The 18,134-nt window shown below is 67.1% G+C and carries 14 protein-coding genes and 1 pseudogene; 6 read left to right on the top strand and 9 right to left on the bottom strand.

Annotated elements, in window-relative coordinates:
- Position 1 precedes the first annotated feature (1 nt).
- The 3 genes from ypfJ to QMX82_RS04610 form a co-directional block, all read right to left on the bottom strand.
- Entirely contained in the window at positions 2-862 is an 861-nt protein-coding gene (gene ypfJ / locus QMX82_RS04620; protein WP_282281380.1) for a KPN_02809 family neutral zinc metallopeptidase, read from the bottom strand.
- A gap of 118 nt (positions 863-980) precedes the next feature.
- Complete coding sequence (locus QMX82_RS04615; RefSeq protein WP_282281379.1) at positions 981-2,048, bottom strand: NAD(P)-dependent alcohol dehydrogenase; 1,068 nt, start codon at positions 2,046-2,048, stop codon at positions 981-983.
- A gap of 249 nt (positions 2,049-2,297) precedes the next feature.
- Complete coding sequence (locus QMX82_RS04610; RefSeq protein WP_208692251.1) at positions 2,298-3,230, bottom strand: LysR family transcriptional regulator; 933 nt, start codon at positions 3,228-3,230, stop codon at positions 2,298-2,300.
- A gap of 166 nt (positions 3,231-3,396) precedes the next feature.
- Between QMX82_RS04610 and QMX82_RS04605 the strand changes: the two genes are divergently transcribed.
- The 3 genes from QMX82_RS04605 (at position 3,397) to QMX82_RS04595 (ending at position 6,506) form a co-directional block, all read left to right on the top strand.
- A complete protein-coding gene (locus QMX82_RS04605; RefSeq protein ID WP_208692250.1) occupies positions 3,397-4,461 on the top strand; it encodes an SDR family oxidoreductase in 1,065 nt (354 codons plus the stop codon).
- Between the two features lie 100 nt (positions 4,462-4,561).
- Entirely contained in the window at positions 4,562-5,332 is a 771-nt protein-coding gene (locus tag QMX82_RS04600) for a sulfite exporter TauE/SafE family protein (RefSeq protein ID WP_208692249.1), read from the top strand.
- Between the two features lie 286 nt (positions 5,333-5,618).
- Positions 5,619-6,506: an alpha/beta fold hydrolase gene (locus QMX82_RS04595; protein ID WP_282281378.1), complete on the top strand. Its 888-nt coding sequence runs from the start codon at positions 5,619-5,621 to the stop codon at positions 6,504-6,506.
- Positions 6,507-6,690: 184 nt separating this feature from the next.
- Here the strand turns inward: QMX82_RS04595 and QMX82_RS04590 are convergent, their stop codons facing one another.
- The 6 genes from QMX82_RS04590 to QMX82_RS04565 form a co-directional block, all read right to left on the bottom strand.
- Entirely contained in the window at positions 6,691-7,665 is a 975-nt protein-coding gene (locus QMX82_RS04590; protein WP_208692247.1) for a D-2-hydroxyacid dehydrogenase family protein, read from the bottom strand.
- A 145-nt stretch (positions 7,666-7,810) separates the two neighbouring features.
- The gene (locus tag QMX82_RS04585; protein WP_208692246.1) at positions 7,811-8,617 is read right to left on the bottom strand and encodes an ABC transporter ATP-binding protein; all 807 of its coding nucleotides are present in this window, start codon (positions 8,615-8,617) and stop codon (positions 7,811-7,813) included.
- Positions 8,599-9,612 carry a FecCD family ABC transporter permease gene (locus tag QMX82_RS04580; protein WP_208692245.1) on the bottom strand — a complete coding sequence of 338 codons (1,014 nt, stop codon included), beginning with the start codon at positions 9,610-9,612 and terminating at the stop codon, positions 8,599-8,601. The genes QMX82_RS04585 and QMX82_RS04580 overlap by 19 nt, the downstream gene beginning before the upstream one ends.
- A complete protein-coding gene (locus QMX82_RS04575) occupies positions 9,609-10,586 on the bottom strand; it encodes a FecCD family ABC transporter permease (protein ID WP_208695033.1) in 978 nt (325 codons plus the stop codon). Before QMX82_RS04575 ends, QMX82_RS04580 begins: the two co-directional genes overlap by 4 nt.
- A gap of 59 nt (positions 10,587-10,645) precedes the next feature.
- On the bottom strand, positions 10,646-11,590 hold the full coding sequence (locus QMX82_RS04570; protein ID WP_208692244.1) for an ABC transporter substrate-binding protein: 945 nt from the start codon (positions 11,588-11,590) through the stop codon (positions 10,646-10,648).
- 294 nt (positions 11,591-11,884) lie between these two features.
- Positions 11,885-14,008: a TonB-dependent siderophore receptor gene (locus QMX82_RS04565; RefSeq protein ID WP_282281377.1), complete on the bottom strand. Its 2,124-nt coding sequence runs from the start codon at positions 14,006-14,008 to the stop codon at positions 11,885-11,887.
- Between the two features lie 165 nt (positions 14,009-14,173).
- Between QMX82_RS04565 and guaB the strand changes: the two genes are divergently transcribed.
- The 3 genes and pseudogenes from guaB to QMX82_RS04550 form a co-directional block, all read left to right on the top strand.
- Positions 14,174-15,643, top strand: a complete 1,470-nt coding sequence (guaB, locus tag QMX82_RS04560; protein ID WP_059315777.1) for an IMP dehydrogenase — start codon at positions 14,174-14,176, stop codon at positions 15,641-15,643.
- 128 nt (positions 15,644-15,771) lie between these two features.
- Positions 15,772-17,349, top strand: coding sequence for a glutamine-hydrolyzing GMP synthase (gene guaA, locus QMX82_RS04555; protein ID WP_263259443.1), 1,578 nt, complete (start codon positions 15,772-15,774; stop codon positions 17,347-17,349).
- Between the two features lie 99 nt (positions 17,350-17,448).
- Positions 17,449-17,658 (top strand): annotated as a pseudogene (locus QMX82_RS04550) (tyrosine-type recombinase/integrase); the annotation flags it as partial.
- Positions 17,659-18,134: the final 476 nt, after the last annotated feature.

Genomic DNA, 18,134 nt, shown 5'->3' with positions numbered 1-18,134 from the left:
GTCAGAGCGTCTTGGCGGCGAAGGTGTCGCAGCTCTCCACCTTGCCACTGTCGAAGCCCGCGCGGAACCACTTGACCCGTTGCGCGGAGCTGCCATGGGTGAAGGAGTCCGGTACCACGCGGCCCTGGGACTGGCGTTGCAGGCGGTCATCGCCAATGGCGTTGGCGGCGTTCAGCGCCTTCTCCAGGTCACCTGGCTCCAGCCAGTTCAGCCGCTTCTGGGCATCGTTGGCCCAGACCCCGGCATAGCAGTCGGCCTGCAGTTCCAGACGCACCGACAACCCGGTGGCACCCTCGGTGGGAATGCCGCGATGGCGCGCCGCTTCCATCTTGCTGGTGGTGCCGGTGAGGTTCTGCACATGGTGGCCGACCTCGTGGGCGATCACATAGGCACGGGCGAAATCGCCATCGGCGCCGAAGCGCTGCTGCAGTTCCTGGAAGAAGGTGAGGTCCAGGTAGACCTTGCTGTCCGCCGGGCAATAGAAGGGACCGCTGGCCGCGGTGGCGCCACCGCAACCGGACTGCACCTGGCCGTTGAACAGCACCAGCTTGGGCGGCTGATACTGCTCGCCATGGGCCTGGAAGATGCGCGTCCAGGTGTTTTCGGTCTCGCCCAGCACCACGCGGACGAAGTCCACCTGGCGATTGTCGGCCGGCGCGGTGGTCTCCTGCTGGCTTGGCGCGCTCTGGCCGCTGAGGCTGATCAGGTTGCCGAGGATCTGCGTCGGACTCTGGCCGCTGAGCAGGCCGAACACCACCACCAGGGCCACGCCACCCAGGCCGAGGCCGCCGCCGATCTTCATGCCGCGTCCACCGCTGGCCTGTTGCACGTTGTCGCTACGTTGTCCCTTGTCCCACTGCATGGCGGCCGCCTCGTGATTGTCGTCATCGCTAGGACCGCAGGGCGCGCCAAAAATGCGTTACCGGAAATGACAACGCCCGCGACGGGCGCGGGCGTTGACGGCGGAGCGGAGCGCGGGATCAGGCCGCGGTCTGGCCCTGCTTGAGGCTTTGCATGTCGATCACGAAGCGGTACTTCACATCGCTCTTGAGCATGCGCTCATAGGCTTCGTTGATGTCCTGGATGGCGATCTGCTCGATGTCCGAGACGATGCCGTGCTTGGCGCAGAAGTCCAGCATCTCCTGGGTTTCGCGGATGCCACCGATGAGCGAACCGGCCAGCTGGCGGCGCTTCATCACCAGGTTGAACACGCTGGGCGCCGGGTGCGCCTCGGCGGGTACGCCGACCAGGGTCATGGTGCCGTCCCACTTGAGCAGGGTGAGGAAGGCGTCCAGGTTGTGCGGCGCGGCCACGGTGTTGAGGATGAAGTCGAAGCTGTTCGCGTGCGCGGCCATCTCGTCTTCGTTCTTCGACACCACCACCTCGTCGGCGCCCAAGCGCAGGGCGTCGTCCTTCTTGTTGGCGCTGGTGGTGAAGAGCACCACGTGGGCACCCATGGCATGGGCGATCTTCACGCCCATGTGGCCCAGGCCACCCAGGCCGACGATGCCGACCTTCTTGCCCGGACCGACCTTCCAGTGGGCCAGCGGCGAGTAGGTGGTGATGCCGGCGCACAGCAGCGGCGCCACGGCGGCCAGGTTCTCGGTGTGGCTCACCTTGAGCACGAACTTCTCGTTGACCACGATGTGGTCGGAGTAGCCGCCCTGGGTGTTCTCGCTGCCACCGTAGAGGTTGCCGTTGTAGGTGCCGGTGAAGCCGTTCTCGCAATAGGATTCTTCGCCGGCGTCACAGGGGGCGCAGTGCTGGCAGCTGTCGACCATGCAGCCGACGCCGACGCTGTCGCCGACCTTGAAGTTCTTCACGTGGGCACCGACTGCCGTCACCTTGCCGACGATCTCGTGGCCGGGCACGGAGGGGAAGAGGGTGTTGTTCCACTCGTTGCGTGCGGTGTGCAGGTCCGAATGGCAGACGCCGCAGAAGAGGATGTCGATCTGCACGTCGTGGGCGCCGGGTTCGCGCCGCTCGAAGGAGTAGGGCGCCAGGGGCTGGTCGGCGGACTGGGCAGCGTAGCCTTGGGCTTGGCTCATGAGATACCTCATCTAGGTGGTGGAACCGGGGGGTGGAACGTCGCGGCCAGGCGGACCTGGCCAGGTGACAAACCGCCGATCCTGCTGAGCCAGAGCCGGCGGCGCCAATCGATCGTCTCGATATTCGTCATGCCGCCCATCGATGGAACTCATGGGCGCGCAGGGGTGCGAGAGTTTACGACCGGGGTGCCCGCGCGGATGTTCCCGCTCCCGGCGCGGCAGCCAGGGCCGGTCGTCGCGCGGTCGTGGCTAGCGCGCAAGCTTCGGTGCCACGGTGGGCAGCAGGCGACTGGCCAGATGCTCCAGCAACAGCCGGACCCGTGGCAGGGTCTCGCGACTGCGCGGCCACACCAGGTTAATCGGCGAGCCTTCGACGCCGTGTTCCGGCAGCACGTCCACCAGGGCGCCGCTGGCCAGGTGCGTGGCGATCAGCCAGGTCGGCAACTGGGCGATGCCATGCCCGGCCAGGGCGGCCAGCACCTCGCCTTCGCCATCACCCACCACCAGCCGCGGCTGGAACACCCAGCGTTCGCTGTCGCCCGGCTGCTCGCCGCGCAGCTGCCAGGGGCTGATCAGGCCGTCGGCCTGGCGAAAGCCGATGCACTGGTGATCGACCAGCTCGGCCGGGGTGCGGGGTCGGCCATGCTGGGCGAGATAGGCCGGGGCGGCGCAGAAGACCTGGCGCTGGGTTCCGAGGAACCGATGCCCCAGGCTGGCCGGCCAGGCGTCGGAGCCGCCGATGCGCACCAGGATGTCGATGCCCTCGTGGACCGGATCGACGAAGCGATCCGATAGCGACAGATCCGGTTGCAACAGCGGATAGCGATGCAGCAGTTCCAGGATCAGCGGCAGCACATGCAGGCGGCCATAGGAGGCGGGCAGGTCGATGCGCACCCGGCCATGGGGCTCGCCGTCCTGGGCGGTCAGTCCCAGCTCGGCCTGTTCCAGCTCGCCCAGTACCCCGGTGCAGGTGCGGTAGAAGCTGGCGCCGGCCTCGGTCAGGGTCAGGCGGCGGGTGGTGCGCTGGAACAGCCGCACGCCCAGGCGGCTCTCCAGGCGGGCCACGCTCTTGCCGATGGCCGAGCCGGTGAGATTGAGGCGCTCGCCGGCCGCGGTGAAGCTGCCGAGATCGGCCACGGTGACGAAGACGTCGAGGCCCTTGAGGCGTTCGGAGGAATACAAGGCTGGCTCCCGATTGCGGAATATGATTCCTGTTAAACAGGAATTTATACCCAGGATACGCCGTTAATTCTCCAATAGGCTGGAATCAACCCTGAGACAAGGCACTCCCTTATCTACAGCGCCTGCGACCGTCGCAGGCCGTCTCTCACCCCTATCTGGAGGTTTCATGCGCAAGGGCACCGCTCTCATCGTCGGCGTGACCGGCATTTCCGGCTACAACCTGGCCAACACCCTGGTCGCCTCGGGCTGGACCGTCTACGGTCTGGCACGCAAGCCGGTGGCGCAGGAAGGCGTCATCCCGGTCGCCGCCGACCTGCTCGACGCCGCGTCCACCCGCCAGGCCCTGGCCGGCCTGCCGATCAGCCACGTGTTCTTCTGCACCTGGACCCGGCGTGCCACCGAGAAGGAAAACGTCGAGGCCAATGGCGCCATGATGGACAATCTCTGCCAGGCCCTGGACGGCGCGCCGCTGCAGCATCTGGCGCTGGTCACCGGCACCAAGCACTACCTGGGTTCCTTCGAGGAATACGGCAGCGGCAAGGCCGAGACGCCCTTCCGTGAAAGCGAACCGCGCCAGGCCGGCGCCAACTTCTACTACACCCTGGAAGACATCCTCTTCGCCGCCGCCGAGCGGCACGGCTTCGGCTGGAGCGTGCACCGCTCCCACAGCATGATCGGCCAGGCCAAGGGCACCAACGCCATGAACATGGGCCTGACCCTGGCGGTCTATGCCTCGCTGTGCAAGGCCACTGGCCAGCCCTTCGTCTTCCCCGGTTCCCGTACCCAGTGGGACGGCATCACCGACGTCACCGACGCCGGTCTGCTCGCCGAGCAACTGGAGTGGGCCGCCCTGGCGCCGGCCGCACGCAACCAGGCATTCAACACCGTCAACGGCGACGTCTTCCGCTGGCGCTGGCTGTGGGGCGAGATCGCCGCCTTCTTCGAGCTGGAGCCGGCACCCTATCCCGAGCAGCCCATGCCGCTGGAAGCGCGGCTGAAGGACGTGGCGCCGGCGCAGTGGCGCAAGCTCGCCGAGGAGCACGACCTAGTGGAAGCCGACGTCGACAAGCTCGCCTCCTGGTGGCACAGCGACGCCGACCTGGGCCGCGAGATCGAGTGCCTCAACGACATGACCAAGAGTCGTGACCTGGGCTTCTTCGGCTATCGCGACACCCGGGCGAGCTTTCTCGACCTCTTCACCCGGCTGCGGGCCCAGCGCCTGATTCCCTGAGCCGCTCTGGCTCGCCGGTCCCCGTGAACGCGGGTGGCCGGCGGTTTTCACCGGCTGTTTCCGGGGCGCAGAATGAGCTTTCTGTCGCAGGATGCGCCCCATGCTCGAAACCCTCGCTGCCCTGATTCCCGCCTTCAGCCCCATCGACTGGCTGTTCATCGAAGCCATCGTGGTCCTGGCCTATCTGATCTTTGGCGTCGCCGGCTTTGGCAGCGCCCTGGTCGCCGGTCCCTTGCTCACCAGCTGGATGCCCCTGTCGCGCATCGTGCCCTTGCTGGTGATGCTGGATTTCCTCGCCTCCTTCCACAACTGGCTGCCGGATCGCCGCGCCATCGCCGGCCGCGAACTCAGACGGCTGCTGCCTATGCTGCTGCTCGGCGCAGCCCTGGGCACCTACCTGCTGATGCGCACCGATGCGCGGCTGCTGATGCTCTGGCTGGGCCTCTTCGTGGTCGCCTACTCGACCTACAGCCTGCTCACCCCCAAGGGCTTTCGCCAACTGGCACCAGCCTGGTCGATCCCCGCGGGTGGCGTCGGAGGCTTGTGCGGCGCCCTGTTCGGCAGCGGCGGCTTTCTCTATGCGCTCTATCTCAATGGTCGCCTGCAGGACAAGAACGCCATCCGCGGCACCCAGAGTTTTCTCATCGGCTGCAGCGCCTCCATCCGCATCGTCCTGCTGCTGATCGCCGGCGCCTACAGCGACGGCCGCCTGCTGCTCCTCGCGGTCTGCCTGCTGCCCGCCATGCTGCTCGGCGGCTGGATCGGCCGCCACTTGCAACGCCGTCTGTCCCGCGAACGCTTCACCCGCCTGGTGACCTGGCTGGTGCTGGTCTCGGGTGTGACCCTGATCGGGCGGTATCTGGCGGGCTAGCCAGGTCATCCGCATGCGGGTGACCCGTAGGTTGGGTTGAGACGGCTCCAGCGTCGAAGCCCAACGAGACCGGACACCCCTGTTGGGCTTCGCTGCGCTCAACCCAACCTACATCGCCTCTGGATGGAAAACCGCTTGCCGTTTTCCACGCGACGTTTCGATGTCGCGAACTCCCAAGCCTGGTAGGGTGGAAAACCGCGGAGCGTTTTCCACGCGAAGTGGTCACCTTGGGAACTCCCAGGCCCACCCACCTTTCCGCTCTAGAGCCCCTTTGCGGAGAACTCTCATGCTCACCTCCATCCAGGCCGGCGTCTTGGACGTGGCCTATCAGGTCCAGGGACCGGACGGCGGCGCTCCGGTCCTGCTGCTGCATGGCTTTCCCTACGACATCCACGCCTACACCGAGGTGGCCGACGAACTGGCCGCCGCTGGCTGCCGGGTCTATGTACCCTTTCTGCGTGGCTACGGCGCCACCCGCTACCTGAGCGCCGATACCCCGCGCTCCGGCCAGCAGGCCGCCCTGGCCCATGACGTCCTGGCGCTGCTCGATGCCCTGGGCCTGGAGCGGGCGACCCTGGCCGGTTACGACTGGGGTGGCCGCGCCGCCGGCATCGTCGCCGCCCTCTGGCCCGAACGGGTCGCGGGGCTGGTGCTGGGCGACGGCTATCCGATCCAGGACATCGCCGCCGCGGCGACCCAGCCGGCCAAGCCGGCGGCGGAGCTGCGCTATTGGTACCAGTACTATTTCCACGGTGAACGGGGGCGCGCCGGCCTGGCGGAACATCGCCGCGACTTCTGTCGACTGCTCTGGTCGCTGTGGTCACCCAGCTGGCGCTGCAGCGACGCCACCTATGCGCTTAGCGCCGCGGCCTTCGACAATCCCGATTTCGTCGACACCGTGATCCACTCCTATCGCCACCGCTACGGCCTGGCGCCGGACGCTCCGGCCTATGCCGAGACCGAGCGCCGGCTGGCGGCGCAGCCACCCATCCACGTGCCCACCACGGTATTGGCCGGTGCCGACGATGGGGTCACTACGGTGCAGGGTGAAGCCAGGGTGGCGCAGCACTTCAGCGGACCCTTGCGCTACGAGGTGCTACCCGGCTGCGGCCACAACATCCCCCAGGAAGCCCCCGCCGCCTTCGCCGCCGCGGTAAGGGAGCGGTTGCCCTAGGTCGGGTTGAGACACGCGAAGCCCAAGGTTGCCGACTAGGCAGGGTTTTCCCTCACCCCAGCCCTCTCCCAGGGGGAAAGGGCGCTGGTCCGGTAGGTTGAGTTGAGCGCAGCGACGCCCAACGTGGGTGTTTTGCCATGTTGGGCTTCGACGATGGAGCTGTCGCAACCCAACCTACGTCGGCTCAGCCCTTGCCCAACACCTCCGGATTGGCCAGCCCCGTCGGTTCGCCGGCGAAGAAGCCCACCAGATTGGCGAAGGCCTCGCCGAAATAGAGTTCGTAGCTGTGCTTTTCCACGTACCCCAGGTGCGGGGTGCAGAGCACCTGGGGATGGGCGAGCAGGGGATCGTCCGGCGCCACCGGCTCCTGCTCGAAGACATCCAGCGCCGCCTGGCCGGGATGACCCTGTTCCAGCGCGGTGAGCAGGGCGCCGGGTTCGATCAGGCCGGCGCGGGCGGTGTTGACCAGCAGGGCGCTCTTCTTCATCCGCGCCAGGTCTTCGGCCCGCACGCAGCCGCGGCTGCGCTCGCTGTATCTCAGATGCAGGCTGATGACATCGGCCTCGGCGAAGAAAGACGCCTGGCTGGTCGCCGCGCGATGGCCGTCGGCTTCGGCGCGGGCGCGCGAGGCTTCGCTGCCCCAGACCAGCACCGGCATGCCGAAGGCCTGGCCGTAGCGCGCCAGGCGCTGGCCGATCTTGCCGTAGCCCCAGATGCCGAGGAGCTGCCCGTCCAGTCGTTCGCCCAGGTTGACCTGCCAGCGCCCGGCATAGAGGGCGTCGATGGCCGGCCTGAGCTTGCGCCGGGCCATGAGGATCAGCGTCCAGGTCAGCTCGGCGGTGGAGACCGGCGAGCCGCTGCCTTCGCACACCGCCACGCCCTGGCGGGTGCAGGCGGCCACATCGAGGTGGGCGGTGGCCTTGCCGGTCTGGCTGATCAGCTTGAGGCGTGGCAGATGCGCCAGCAGCTCGGCGTCGATACGGGTGCGCTCGCGGGTCAGCACCAGCGCATCGGCATCGCGGAAGCGCTCCACCAGCACCTTGGGATCGCGCTCGGCATCGCGATAGAGCGTCACCTGATGCCCGGCGCGCTGGAGCAGGGGGTAGCAATCCAGGGTTTCGACGACGTGCTGGTAGTCGTCGGGGATGACGATATGCATGGCGGGCTCCGTTGTTGTTCTGGATCGCCAGTGGAGCACCTGCGGGGTCGTCCGACAAGATGGGGTGCAACGGTGGACGAGGCGGCGCCGTCGTCCACCCTACTGGTAGCCTGGAAAACCGCGCAGCGTTTTCCGGGGCCTGCGTCTAATAGGGAATCACCAGCGGCGTACCCGCCAGGGGATTCTCGATCACTGCGCACCTGAGGCCGTACAGCGCCTCGATCAGCTCGGGGGTGACGATCTCCGCCGGCGGGCCTTCGGCGAGGATGCCGCCGGCGCGCAGGGCGATGATGTGGTCGGCGTAGCGACAGGCCTGATTGAGGTCGTGCAGTACCGCCACCAGGGTGCGGCCACCCTCCCGATTGAGGCGGCAGAGCAGCTCCATCAGCTCCACCTGGTGGGCGATGTCGAGAAAGGTGGTGGGCTCGTCGAGCAGCAGCAGCGGGGTTTCCTGGGCCAGCGCCAGGGCGATCCACACCCGCTGGCGCTGCCCGCCGGAGAGGCTGTCCACCGCCCGCTCGGCCAGTGCCAGGGTATTGGTGGCTTCCAGGGCGTGCTGCACCGCGCGCTCGTCGGCCTCCGTCCAGCCGGCGAAGGCCTGGCGATGGGGATGACGCCCGCGGGCCACCAGGTCGCTGACCAGGATGTCGTCCGGTGCCACCGCGCTCTGCGGCAGCAGGCCGATACGGCGGGCCACCTCGCGGGTCGGCAGGTCCTGGATCAGCCGGCCGTCCAGGCGCACCTCACCGGCGCTGGGGCGGATCAGCCGCGCCAGGCTGCGCAGCAGGGTCGACTTGCCGCAGCCGTTGGGGCCGATGATGACGGTGAAGCGGCCATCGGGCAGGCGCACATCGAGGTCGGCGCAGATCGGCTGGCCACCGTAGCCCACGGTGAGGCGGTGGGCGGCGAGGCGACTGGAGGGGGCGTCTTGGCTCATGGGGTCCGCCGCCATTCGCGGCTCAGCAGGAAGATCAAATAGAGGCCGCCCAGGGCGCCGGTGAGCAACCCGACCGGAATCTGGAAGGGCGCCAGCAGCCGCTGGGCCAGCAGGTCGGCCAGGGCCGTGAGGCAGGCGCCGAGCAGGGCGGGGGCGAGGATGCCGAGATCGGCGCTGCGGGTCAGGCGGCGGGCCAGCTGGGGCGCCGCCAGGGCGACGAAGCCGATGGGGCCGGCGGTGGCGATGGCCAGGGCGGCGAGGGCCACGGCGACCGCCAGCAGCAGATTCTGGCTCGGCAGCACGGCCAGGCCCAGGGCGCGGGCCAGGTCGTCGCCCAGCTCCAGCAGGCGCAGCCGCCGCGCCAGCCAGGCGGCCAGTGGCAGGAGCAGCAGGCAACCGGCGAGCAGGGTCAGGGTGCGACTCCAGGTCAGCATGTCGAGGCTGCCGAACAGCCAGAGCCGGGCCTCCTGGGCTTCATCCAGCTCGGCGCGGGTCAGTAGGTATTCGTTGAGCGAGGCGAGCAGGGCGCTGACGGCGATGCCGAGCAGGATCATCCGCTCGCCACGGATACCCGCCAGGGCCGCCAGGCCGGCGACCAGTACCGCGGCCAGCAGCCCGCCGCTGAGGGCGCCCAGCATCAGCGCCGCGCCGCCCAGTTGCAGCCAGAGCAGGGTGATCAGCGCACCGCTGGCCGAGCCGACGGTGAAGCCCAGCAGATCCGGACTGGCCAGGGGATTGCGCGCCAGCCGCTGGAAGATGGCGCCACTGGCACCCAGGGCCGCGCCGACGCCAAAGGCCGCCAGCAGTCGCGGCAGGCGCAGCTCCAGCAGGATCAGACTGGCCAGGGCGTCGCCCCGACCGAGCAGGGTGGCCGCCACCCGGTGCGGCGCCGGGGCGAAGGCGCCGCCGCTGAGGGTCAGGGCGCAGATGCCGATGGCCGCCAGCAGGAGCAGCAGCAGGCAGGCCTTGAAGCGCGCCGAGCGGCGGGGGGCGAAGCGATGACGACTCAAGGGCGCACCCGGCGGGCGGAACGGATGATCAGCGCGAGCAGCACCGGGGTACCGAGCAGGGCGCAGACGATCCCGGCTTCCAGCTCGCCCGGCAGGGCCACGCGGCGGCCCAGGGTGTCGGCCAGCAACAGCAGATTGGCCCCGGCCAGCGGCGCCAGCGCCAGGATCCAGCGCCAGTCGGCGCCCACCAGCAGGCGCAGGGCGTGGGGCACCACCAGGCCCAGGAAGCCGATGGGTCCGGCCGCCGCGGTGGCGGCGCCGCACAGCAGCACGATGGCGACAAAGGCCAGCAGCCGCAGTTGTCCGGGGCGGGCGCCGAGGGCGCGACCGAGGTCGTCGCCCAGGGCCAGGGCATTGAGACGGCTCCCCAGGGGCAGGCCCAGCAGCAGGCCGATCAGCAGCAGCGGCAGGATGCCGAGGGCGCCACCCGGCGTCTGGCCGCTCAGGGCGCCTACCGCCCAGAAGCGGTAGCTGTCGAACACTGCGCTGTCGAACAGGGTGATGATGCCGGTGCAGGCGTTGAGGCTGGCGCTGAGGGCGATACCGGCCAGGATCAGTCGCAGCGGCTGGCCACGGGCCGGGGCGCTGCCACCGAGCAGATAGACCAGGCCGGCGGCCAGGGCTGCCCCCAGCAGGGCGCAGGCCAGGCGCGTCGGGGCGTCGTCCAGCCCTGCCAGTGACAGCCCGGCCACCACGGCGAAGGCCGCTCCGGCATTGATGCCGAGCAGTCCGGGGTCGGCCAGGGGATTGCGCGTCAACGCCTGCATCAGGGCGCCGGCCAGGCCCAGGGCGGCGCCCACCAGCAGCCCGAGCAGGGTACGCGGCAGACGCAGCTCCCAGAGCACCACGGCCTCGGTGGAGTCATCGGGCGCGACGAGCAGGTGCAGAATCTGCGCCGCCGACAGCGACCGTGCCCCTATGCCCAGACTCGCCACTACGGCCAGTGCCAGGACGATCAGCAGCAGGACCAGCACCAGGCCACCGCGGGCGGCGGATGCCCGTTGCGCAAGAGGCGCGGGGCGGACCGGCGGGGTCATGTCACCCCCAGGGCGCCGGCGATTGTGCCGATCACCTGGCGGGCGGCAAGGGGCCCGGCGTTGAGATAGAAGGCGTCGGTATCCACGCGAACGGCCCGGGACTGACGCACCGCAGTCAGCCGCGGCCACAGCGGTTGCCGCGCCAGGCTGGCCAGGGCGGTGCCCTGCTCGGCGTAGAACAGCCAGTCGGCATCGGCCAGATCGAGCAACTCGGCGCTGACATCCCGCGAGGTGCCCTTGAAGCGCTGCGCCGCCGGGCGGGTCACGCCCATGGCCTGCAGCAGGCCGCCGGCAAAGGAATCCGTGCCCATCAGGCGCAGCCGGGCGCCACTGGAAAACAGCAGGGAGGCGGAGGGTGGCTGAGCGCCGAAGCGCTGCGCCAGGCCGGCGAGATCCCGATCCAGGTCCGCCAGCAGGCGCTCGGCCTGCTGGCGCCGCCCCAGGGCATCGGCCAGCACCAGGAAGTCCGGCCGCCAGTTGCCACCGGTGCCGCGCGCCACCACCGTGGGGGCGATGCGTGAAAACAGCTCCAGGCCGCCGGCCTTGAGCACGGTGCGGTTGAGCACGATCAGATCCGGCGCCAGGCGCGCCAGGGCTTCCAGATCCGGCGCCTGGCGACTGCCCAGATCGACCATGGCGTCCAGCTCGCCGGCGCGGCCGGCAAGGGCGCTGCGCAGATAGCCGGGGGCCAGTTCGCGATTGTCCACCCGGGTGGTGCCCGCCGGGATCACGCCCAGGCTCAGGGCGGCGTCCAGCTGGCCGGTGGAGATCACGGCCACTCGCAGGGGCTGGCGTGGGATCAGGGTGCTGCCCACCACATGCTCCACCTGCCGCGGAAAGTCGCCATCCGCCGTCGATGCGCGTGCGCATACCCGACCCGGCAGCCCGGCGAGCAGGGCGGTACCGGCGGCGAATTGCAGAAGGGCGCGACGATCGAGCATGACGGGGACTGGCTGAAGACGGAAAGAGGCCCGCCAGGCGGGCCGAGGCCCCGAGCGGGGCGGCTAGGATAGAGCATCGCTACGGGCCTGGCATCCGCTAAGGACGCCGGGCCGCTCCCTCTCCCTCTGGTGTGAGCGCAGGCTGCTAGCGGATCGCGGCCATGGGCCGCTCCTACAGGTGATGCAAATTTGGGCGTAGCGTGGAAAACCGCGAAGCGTTTTCCACTGTGTTGCACGTTTCGATCCGCCCCCTCTCCCCTTGGGAGAGGGCTGGGGTGAGGGCAGGCCGCTGGCTTAGAAGCTCACCGTGGCACTCAGCCGCGCCGTCCGCGGCTCGCCCACCGCCACCTGCAGCGGACTGTTGGCGCTCGACGGGTAGTACTGCTTGTCGAACAGGTTGTCGACGTTGAGCTGCAGGCGGGTCTGGTAGCCGGTCACCGGCAGGTCCCAGCGCAGGAAGGCGTCGGCCACGGTGTAGCTGCTCATGTAGAAGCTCTTCGCCGCATCGCCGGCCCGCTCGCCGACGTAGCGCGCGCCGCCGCCGAGGTGCCAGCCACCGAGGTTGGAGGGGACCAGCAGGTGGTGGGTCAGATAGAGGCTGCCGCTGTGCTTGGGCGCCTGGGGCAGGCGCTTGCCCTCGTTGCTGGGATCATCGAGCACCTCGGTGTGATCGTAGGCGTAGGTCGCGACAACGTCCCAGCGCTCGGCCAGGCGACCGGTGAGATCCACTTCCACGCCACGTGAGCCGACCTTGCCGGCGGCTTCGCTGACATTGAGCCTACCCGTCGGCACGACAACATTGGTCTTTTCAATGTCATAGAGCGCTACGTTCAGATTGAGCCCGGGTGCAAGGTCGTACTTGGCCCCCACTTCGTAGCTACGGCCTTCCTCCGGATCGAAGGTATTGCCGGAGCCATCCTGGGTGTTCGGGACAAAGGAGCGGCTGTAGTTGCCGTAGAGCGACAGCGCATCGGTGGCCTTGAACACGACGCCGGTCAGGGGCAGCAAGGCATTGTCCTGGCGGTCCAGGGTTTCGCGACGGCTGTTGCCTGCGCCCACGCGACCGTACTGGTCGAAGTGCTGATAGCGACCGCCCAGTACCAGGATCCAGCGATCGTTCAGGTGCCAGTTGTCCTTGACGTAGAGCGATGTGGATTCCAGTTCGCTGACCAGATCGCTGGTCGCGGGATCGACTCGGCTGGGCGCAGCCAGGCGACCATAGCTGGGATTGAAGATATTGAAACTCGGCGTGGCACCGGTGTTGCGGTAGGTCTTGCCGCGCACCTGGCTGTTGTCTTCGTGATCGATACCGACCAGCAGATCGTGCCGTTGGCCGAACAGCTCCTGGCGCCCGACGACGTCCCAACTGGCATACTTGGTCTCATAGTCATAGTGCCCGCCATTAGCCTGGCGATTCAGCTGGCCAGTGGTCGCCAGTTGATTGGACGTTTGTGGCTGAGCGAACGAAAGCCCATAGCGGTCGTTGTTCCAGGCATAGGTCAAACGGGCCTTCCAGTCATCGCTGAGCTGATACTCATAGCGCGCACTGGCGGTCTCGGTGATACCGCTCGTTGAGGCCCACTTCTCGTCCAGTCGCTTGTTGTAATCGATGTCAGCCGGATGCCCATTGACGAACACCGTCCCGCGATCCACCGGGCCGGTGTAATCGTTATAGGAATAGGCCAGGGTCAGGCTGGCGCGCTCGCCGGTCCAGGACAGCGACGGCGCCACCAGACTGTGCTGATCCACCCCGTAGTTGCGCCAGTAGTCCTCGCTCTGGCGCTCGGCGATCAGCCGATAGGCAAAGCCGCTGTCACCCAGGGGGCCGGTGGTGTCGATGCCGAGATTGCCGCCGCCTTCGCTGTAGGCCGAGCCGCTCAGGGTGGTGCGCTGTTGGTACTGCGGCTGCTTGCTGACCACGTTGATCAGGCCGCCAGGCTCCAGGGCGCCATAGAGCAGTGAGGCGGGGCCCTTCAGGACCTCCACACGCTCGGCGGTGGCGTCGAAGTTGTGCGACAGATTCGAGCGCACCCCATCGCGAAAGATGGAGCCATCGGCGTTGCTGCCGAAGCCGCGCTTGACGAAGGCATCCTTGGTCCCGGCCAGGGTGTTGCCCTGGGTCACGCCGCTGACGAATTTCGAGGCGTCGTCCAGGGTCCGCACCTCGTAGTCCTGGATCAGCTGCGGGGTCACGGTCTGCACCGACTGCGCCTCTTCCCTGATCGGCACATCGCTCTTGCTCGCCGTGGAAGCGGTAGCCGCCCGATAGCTGTCGTCCGCCTCGCTGGCCGTGGCGGAAATGTCCATGGGGGCGAGGCTGGCGTTTTCCGCGGCCAGCAGGCCCGAACTGGTTGCCAGGGCCAGGGTGCTGAAGGCGAAGGGCGCGAAACGGCGAAGGGCTCTGGGCGGCGTGTTCAAGGGCAATCTCGGCAGGGGCGGGTAAAGTGGCGGCGATTCTATGTTGATAGTCATTCTCACGTAAATCGAATCCTCTTACCGTTGGTGTCCGAGTGCGTTGCCGCCCATCCCCAAGCGCAGGTATAATGTCGCGCTCCTAAATTTTCCCGCCCGGGAGCGCCCGCCATGCTGCGCATCAGCCAAGAAGCCCTGACGTTCGACGATGTTCTCCTCATCCCCGGCTATTCGGATGTCCTGCCGAAAGACGTCAGTCTCAAGACCCGCCTGACCCGTGGCATCGAGCTGAACATTCCCCTGGTGTCCGCCGCCATGGACACCGTGACCGAGTCCCGTCTGGCCATCGCCATGGCCCAGGAAGGCGGCATCGGCATCATCCACAAGAACATGACCGTTGAGCAGCAGGCCGCGGAAGTCCGCAAGGTCAAGCGCTTCGAGGCCGGCGTGGTGAAGGACCCCATCACCATCGACGCCGACGCCAGCGTGCGCGATCTGTTCGACCTGACCCGCCTGCACAACATCTCCGGTGTCCCGGTGATCTCCGGTCGTGACCTGGTGGGTATCGTCACCTCCCGCGACGTGCGCTTCGAGACCCGTCTCGACGTGCCGGTGCGTGAAGTCATGACCCCCAAGGATCGCCTGGTCACCGTGCGCGAAGGCGCCGACAAGCAGGAAGTCCGCGAGCTGCTGCACAAGCACCGCATCGAGAAGGTGCTGATCGTCGACGAAGCCTTCGCCCTCAAGGGCATGATGACCGTCAAGGACATCGAGAAGGCCAAGGCCTACCCCAACGCCAGCAAGGACGACGCCGGTAGCCTGCGCGTCGGTGCCGCCGTCGGTACCGGTTCCGAGACCCCCGAGCGCGTGGCCGCCCTGGTCGCCGCTGGCGTCGACGTCATCGTCGTCGACACCGCCCACGGCCACTCCAAGGGCGTGATCGAGCGCGTGCGCTGGGTCAAGGAAACCTACCCGCAGGTGCAGGTGATCGGCGGCAACATCGCCACCGCCGAAGCCGCCAAGGCCCTGGCTGACGCCGGCGCCGACGCGGTCAAGGTCGGCATCGGCCCGGGCTCCATCTGCACCACCCGCATCGTTGCCGGTGTCGGCGTGCCGCAGATCTCCGCCATCGCCAACGTCGCCGCCGCCCTCGAAGGCACTGGCGTCCCGCTGATCGCCGACGGTGGCATCCGCTTCTCCGGTGACCTGTCCAAGGCCATCGTCGCCGGTGGCTACTGCGTGATGATGGGCTCCATGTTCGCCGGTACCGAAGAGGCCCCGGGCGAGGTCGAGCTGTTCCAGGGTCGCTCCTACAAGTCCTATCGCGGCATGGGCTCCCTGGGCGCCATGTCCCAGACCCAGGGCTCCAGCGACCGCTACTTCCAGGACTCCGCCTCCGGCGCCGAGAAGCTGGTCCCCGAGGGCATCGAAGGCCGCGTCCCCTACAAGGGCCCGCTGGCGGCGATCATCCACCAGCTGATGGGCGGCCTGCGTGCCTCCATGGGCTACACCGGTTGCGCCACCGTCGAGCAGATGCGCACCAAGCCGCAGTTCGTGCGCATCACCGGCGCCGGCATGGCCGAATCCCACGTCCACGACGTGCAGATCACCAAGGAAGCGCCTAACTACCGCGTTAGCTGATTCCTGATTCAAGAGCCTGTTAAAAGCGCCGCGTGTGGACTTCTAACAGGCTCTTAGTTCTTACGTAGCGATTCGGGGCTGTCTTACAGCCCCGAATCGTCTGAACCTAGCGCTATCGAGACCTGGCCATGTCCCAAGACATCCACGCCCACCGCATCCTCATCCTCGACTTCGGCTCCCAGTACACCCAGCTCATCGCCCGCCGCGTGCGCGAACTGGGCGTCTATTGCGAGCTGCACCCCTTCGACATGGACGACGCCGACATCCGCGCCTTCGCTCCGCGCGGCATCATCCTTGCCGGTGGGCCCGAGTCGGTCCATGAGGCCGGCAGCCCGCGTGCACCCAAGGCAGTGTTCGACCTGGGCGTACCGCTGTTCGGCATCTGCTACGGCATGCAGACCATGGCCGAACAGCTCGGCGGCAAGGTCGAAGGCTCCAACATCCGTGAATTCGGCTATGCCAAGGTCGACGTGGTCGGCAAGAGCCGCCTGCTCGAAGGCATCCAGGACCACCTCGACGACGACGGCGTACTCGGCCTGGACGTCTGGATGAGCCATGGCGACAAGGTCGGTAAGCTGCCGGAAGGCTTCCACATCGTCGCCAGCACCCCCAGCTGCGCCATCGCCGCCATGGGCGACGACGAGCGCGGCTGGTACGGCGTGCAGTTCCACCCCGAGGTGACCCACACCAAGCAGGGCGGGCGCATCCTCTCGCGCTTCCTGAAGGACATCTGCGGCTGCGAAGCCCTCTGGACCCCGGCCAACATCGTCGAGGACGCCATCGCCCAGGTGCGCGCCCAGGTCGGCAGCGCCAACGTGCTGCTGGGTCTCTCCGGCGGCGTCGACTCCTCCGTGGTCGCGGCCCTGCTGCACAAGGCCATCGGCGAGCAGCTGACCTGCGTCTTCGTCGACAACGGCCTGCTGCGCCTGCACGAAGGTGACCAGGTGATGGCCATGTTCGCCGAGAACATGGGCGTCAAGGTGATCCGCTCCAACTCCGAGCAGCGCTTCCTGACCAACCTGGAAGGCGAAGCCGACCCGGAGAAGAAGCGCAAGATCATCGGCCGCACCTTCATCGACGTCTTCGACGCCGAAGCCAGCAAGCTCGACAACATCAAGTTCCTGGCTCAGGGCACCATCTACCCCGACGTCATCGAGTCGGCCGGCGCCAAGACCGGCAAGGCCCACGTCATCAAGTCCCACCACAATGTCGGCGGCCTGCCCGAGGAGATGAACCTCAAGCTGGTCGAGCCGCTGCGCGAACTGTTCAAGGACGAGGTGCGCAAGATCGGCCTGGAACTGGGGCTGCCCTACGACATGGTCTACCGCCACCCCTTCCCGGGTCCGGGCCTGGGCGTGCGCATCCTCGGCGAAGTGAAGAAGGAATACGCCGACCTGCTGCGTCGCGCCGACGACATCTTCATCAGTGAACTGCGCAAGGCCGACTGGTACCACAAGGTCAGCCAGGCCTTCGTCGTCTTCCAGCCGGTGAAATCCGTCGGCGTGGTCGGCGATGGCCGCCGCTACGCCTGGGTCGTCGCCCTGCGCGCGGTGGAAACCATCGACTTCATGACCGCCCGCTGGGCCCATCTGCCCTACGAGCTGCTGGAAAAGGTCTCCAACCGCATCATCAACGAAATCGACGGCATCTCTCGCGTCACCTACGACGTCTCGAGCAAGCCGCCGGCGACGATCGAGTGGGAGTGATCCCGCGTCCGGCATAGACAGGTACGTCTAGCAGAAAAAGCCAAAAGCCCGCGTAATTGCGGGCTTTTGGCTTTTTGGAGGTTGAATCCTGGCAGTCTCCACAACCTGTGCCGCACGGCCAGCCTCTTTTGCACGCGGTGGGTTACAACTCCGACTGGATCGAGAAGTGCCCAGCGCACCAGCAGGGGAGAGGCGTGGGCGCCGTTTACAACAAAATCGTGGCGGGATCAGCGTCGTTCGATGTGGCAGGAAGGCGCCGATGTGACTGATGAATGGACGCTCAGGCAACCTGGAAAAACTATTAGGTAGGTCGCGTGGTTGCCGTTGATTAAAGCTAGCCGCTTGATGGGAAATTGCTCTCTGCCGGAACAATTTTCATGGATGCTGACTAGCCGTTTGTATTTGACGTGACTGGCCGCACCCACGGCTCAGGGACGAAAGCAGTCATTCATGATTGACCGCTAACGACCCAAAGCAGCCGTTGCTGTAGGGCAGTTAGTGGCCACAGCGGGTAGATAGACGTTGCGCTCTGCCCATATTTCCGCCTGATAGATATTAAAAGGCAGCTACCTGTTTAATTTCCAAACGGAACGCCGTGAGTCAATTTTTTCTATTTAGCCTCTAGGCCGGCTGCGGAGTAATTTCCACTGACTGAATGTTAGTTGTCTTTATTCGGCAATCCACTTTCAGAGTACCTCTGCATAGCGGTTACAAGTGCGATAGCTTTGGCCTGAATGTCGGACCAGTTGCTTAGTAGCGAACCACTGTAGTTCAATGAGTACGTT

This window comes from Pseudomonas sp. PS02302, from assembly GCF_029959585.1.
GTDB lineage: Bacteria > Pseudomonadota > Gammaproteobacteria > Pseudomonadales > Pseudomonadaceae > Chryseomonas > Chryseomonas aestiva.
Note: the sequence above shows the minus strand (reverse complement) of the source record. Positions and strands in the feature narration are given on the sequence as shown.

Bases quoted from the DNA above. Each gene is read 5' to 3' on its own strand.
- ypfJ (WP_282281380.1), bottom strand. From the start codon at position 862: ATGCAGTGGGACAAGGGACAACGTAGCGACAACGTGCAACAGGCCAGC.
- QMX82_RS04615 (WP_282281379.1), bottom strand. From the start codon at position 2,048: ATGAGCCAAGCCCAAGGCTACGCTGCCCAGTCCGCCGACCAGCCCCTG.
- QMX82_RS04605 (WP_208692250.1), top strand. From the start codon at position 3,397: ATGCGCAAGGGCACCGCTCTCATCGTCGGCGTGACCGGCATTTCCGGC.
- QMX82_RS04600 (WP_208692249.1), top strand. From the start codon at position 4,562: ATGCTCGAAACCCTCGCTGCCCTGATTCCCGCCTTCAGCCCCATCGAC.
- QMX82_RS04595 (WP_282281378.1), top strand. From the start codon at position 5,619: ATGCTCACCTCCATCCAGGCCGGCGTCTTGGACGTGGCCTATCAGGTC.
- QMX82_RS04590 (WP_208692247.1), bottom strand. From the start codon at position 7,665: ATGCATATCGTCATCCCCGACGACTACCAGCACGTCGTCGAAACCCTG.
- QMX82_RS04585 (WP_208692246.1), bottom strand. From the start codon at position 8,617: ATGGCGGCGGACCCCATGAGCCAAGACGCCCCCTCCAGTCGCCTCGCC.
- QMX82_RS04570 (WP_208692244.1), bottom strand. From the start codon at position 11,590: ATGCTCGATCGTCGCGCCCTTCTGCAATTCGCCGCCGGTACCGCCCTG.
- guaB (WP_059315777.1), top strand. From the start codon at position 14,174: ATGCTGCGCATCAGCCAAGAAGCCCTGACGTTCGACGATGTTCTCCTC.
- guaA (WP_263259443.1), top strand. From the start codon at position 15,772: ATGTCCCAAGACATCCACGCCCACCGCATCCTCATCCTCGACTTCGGC.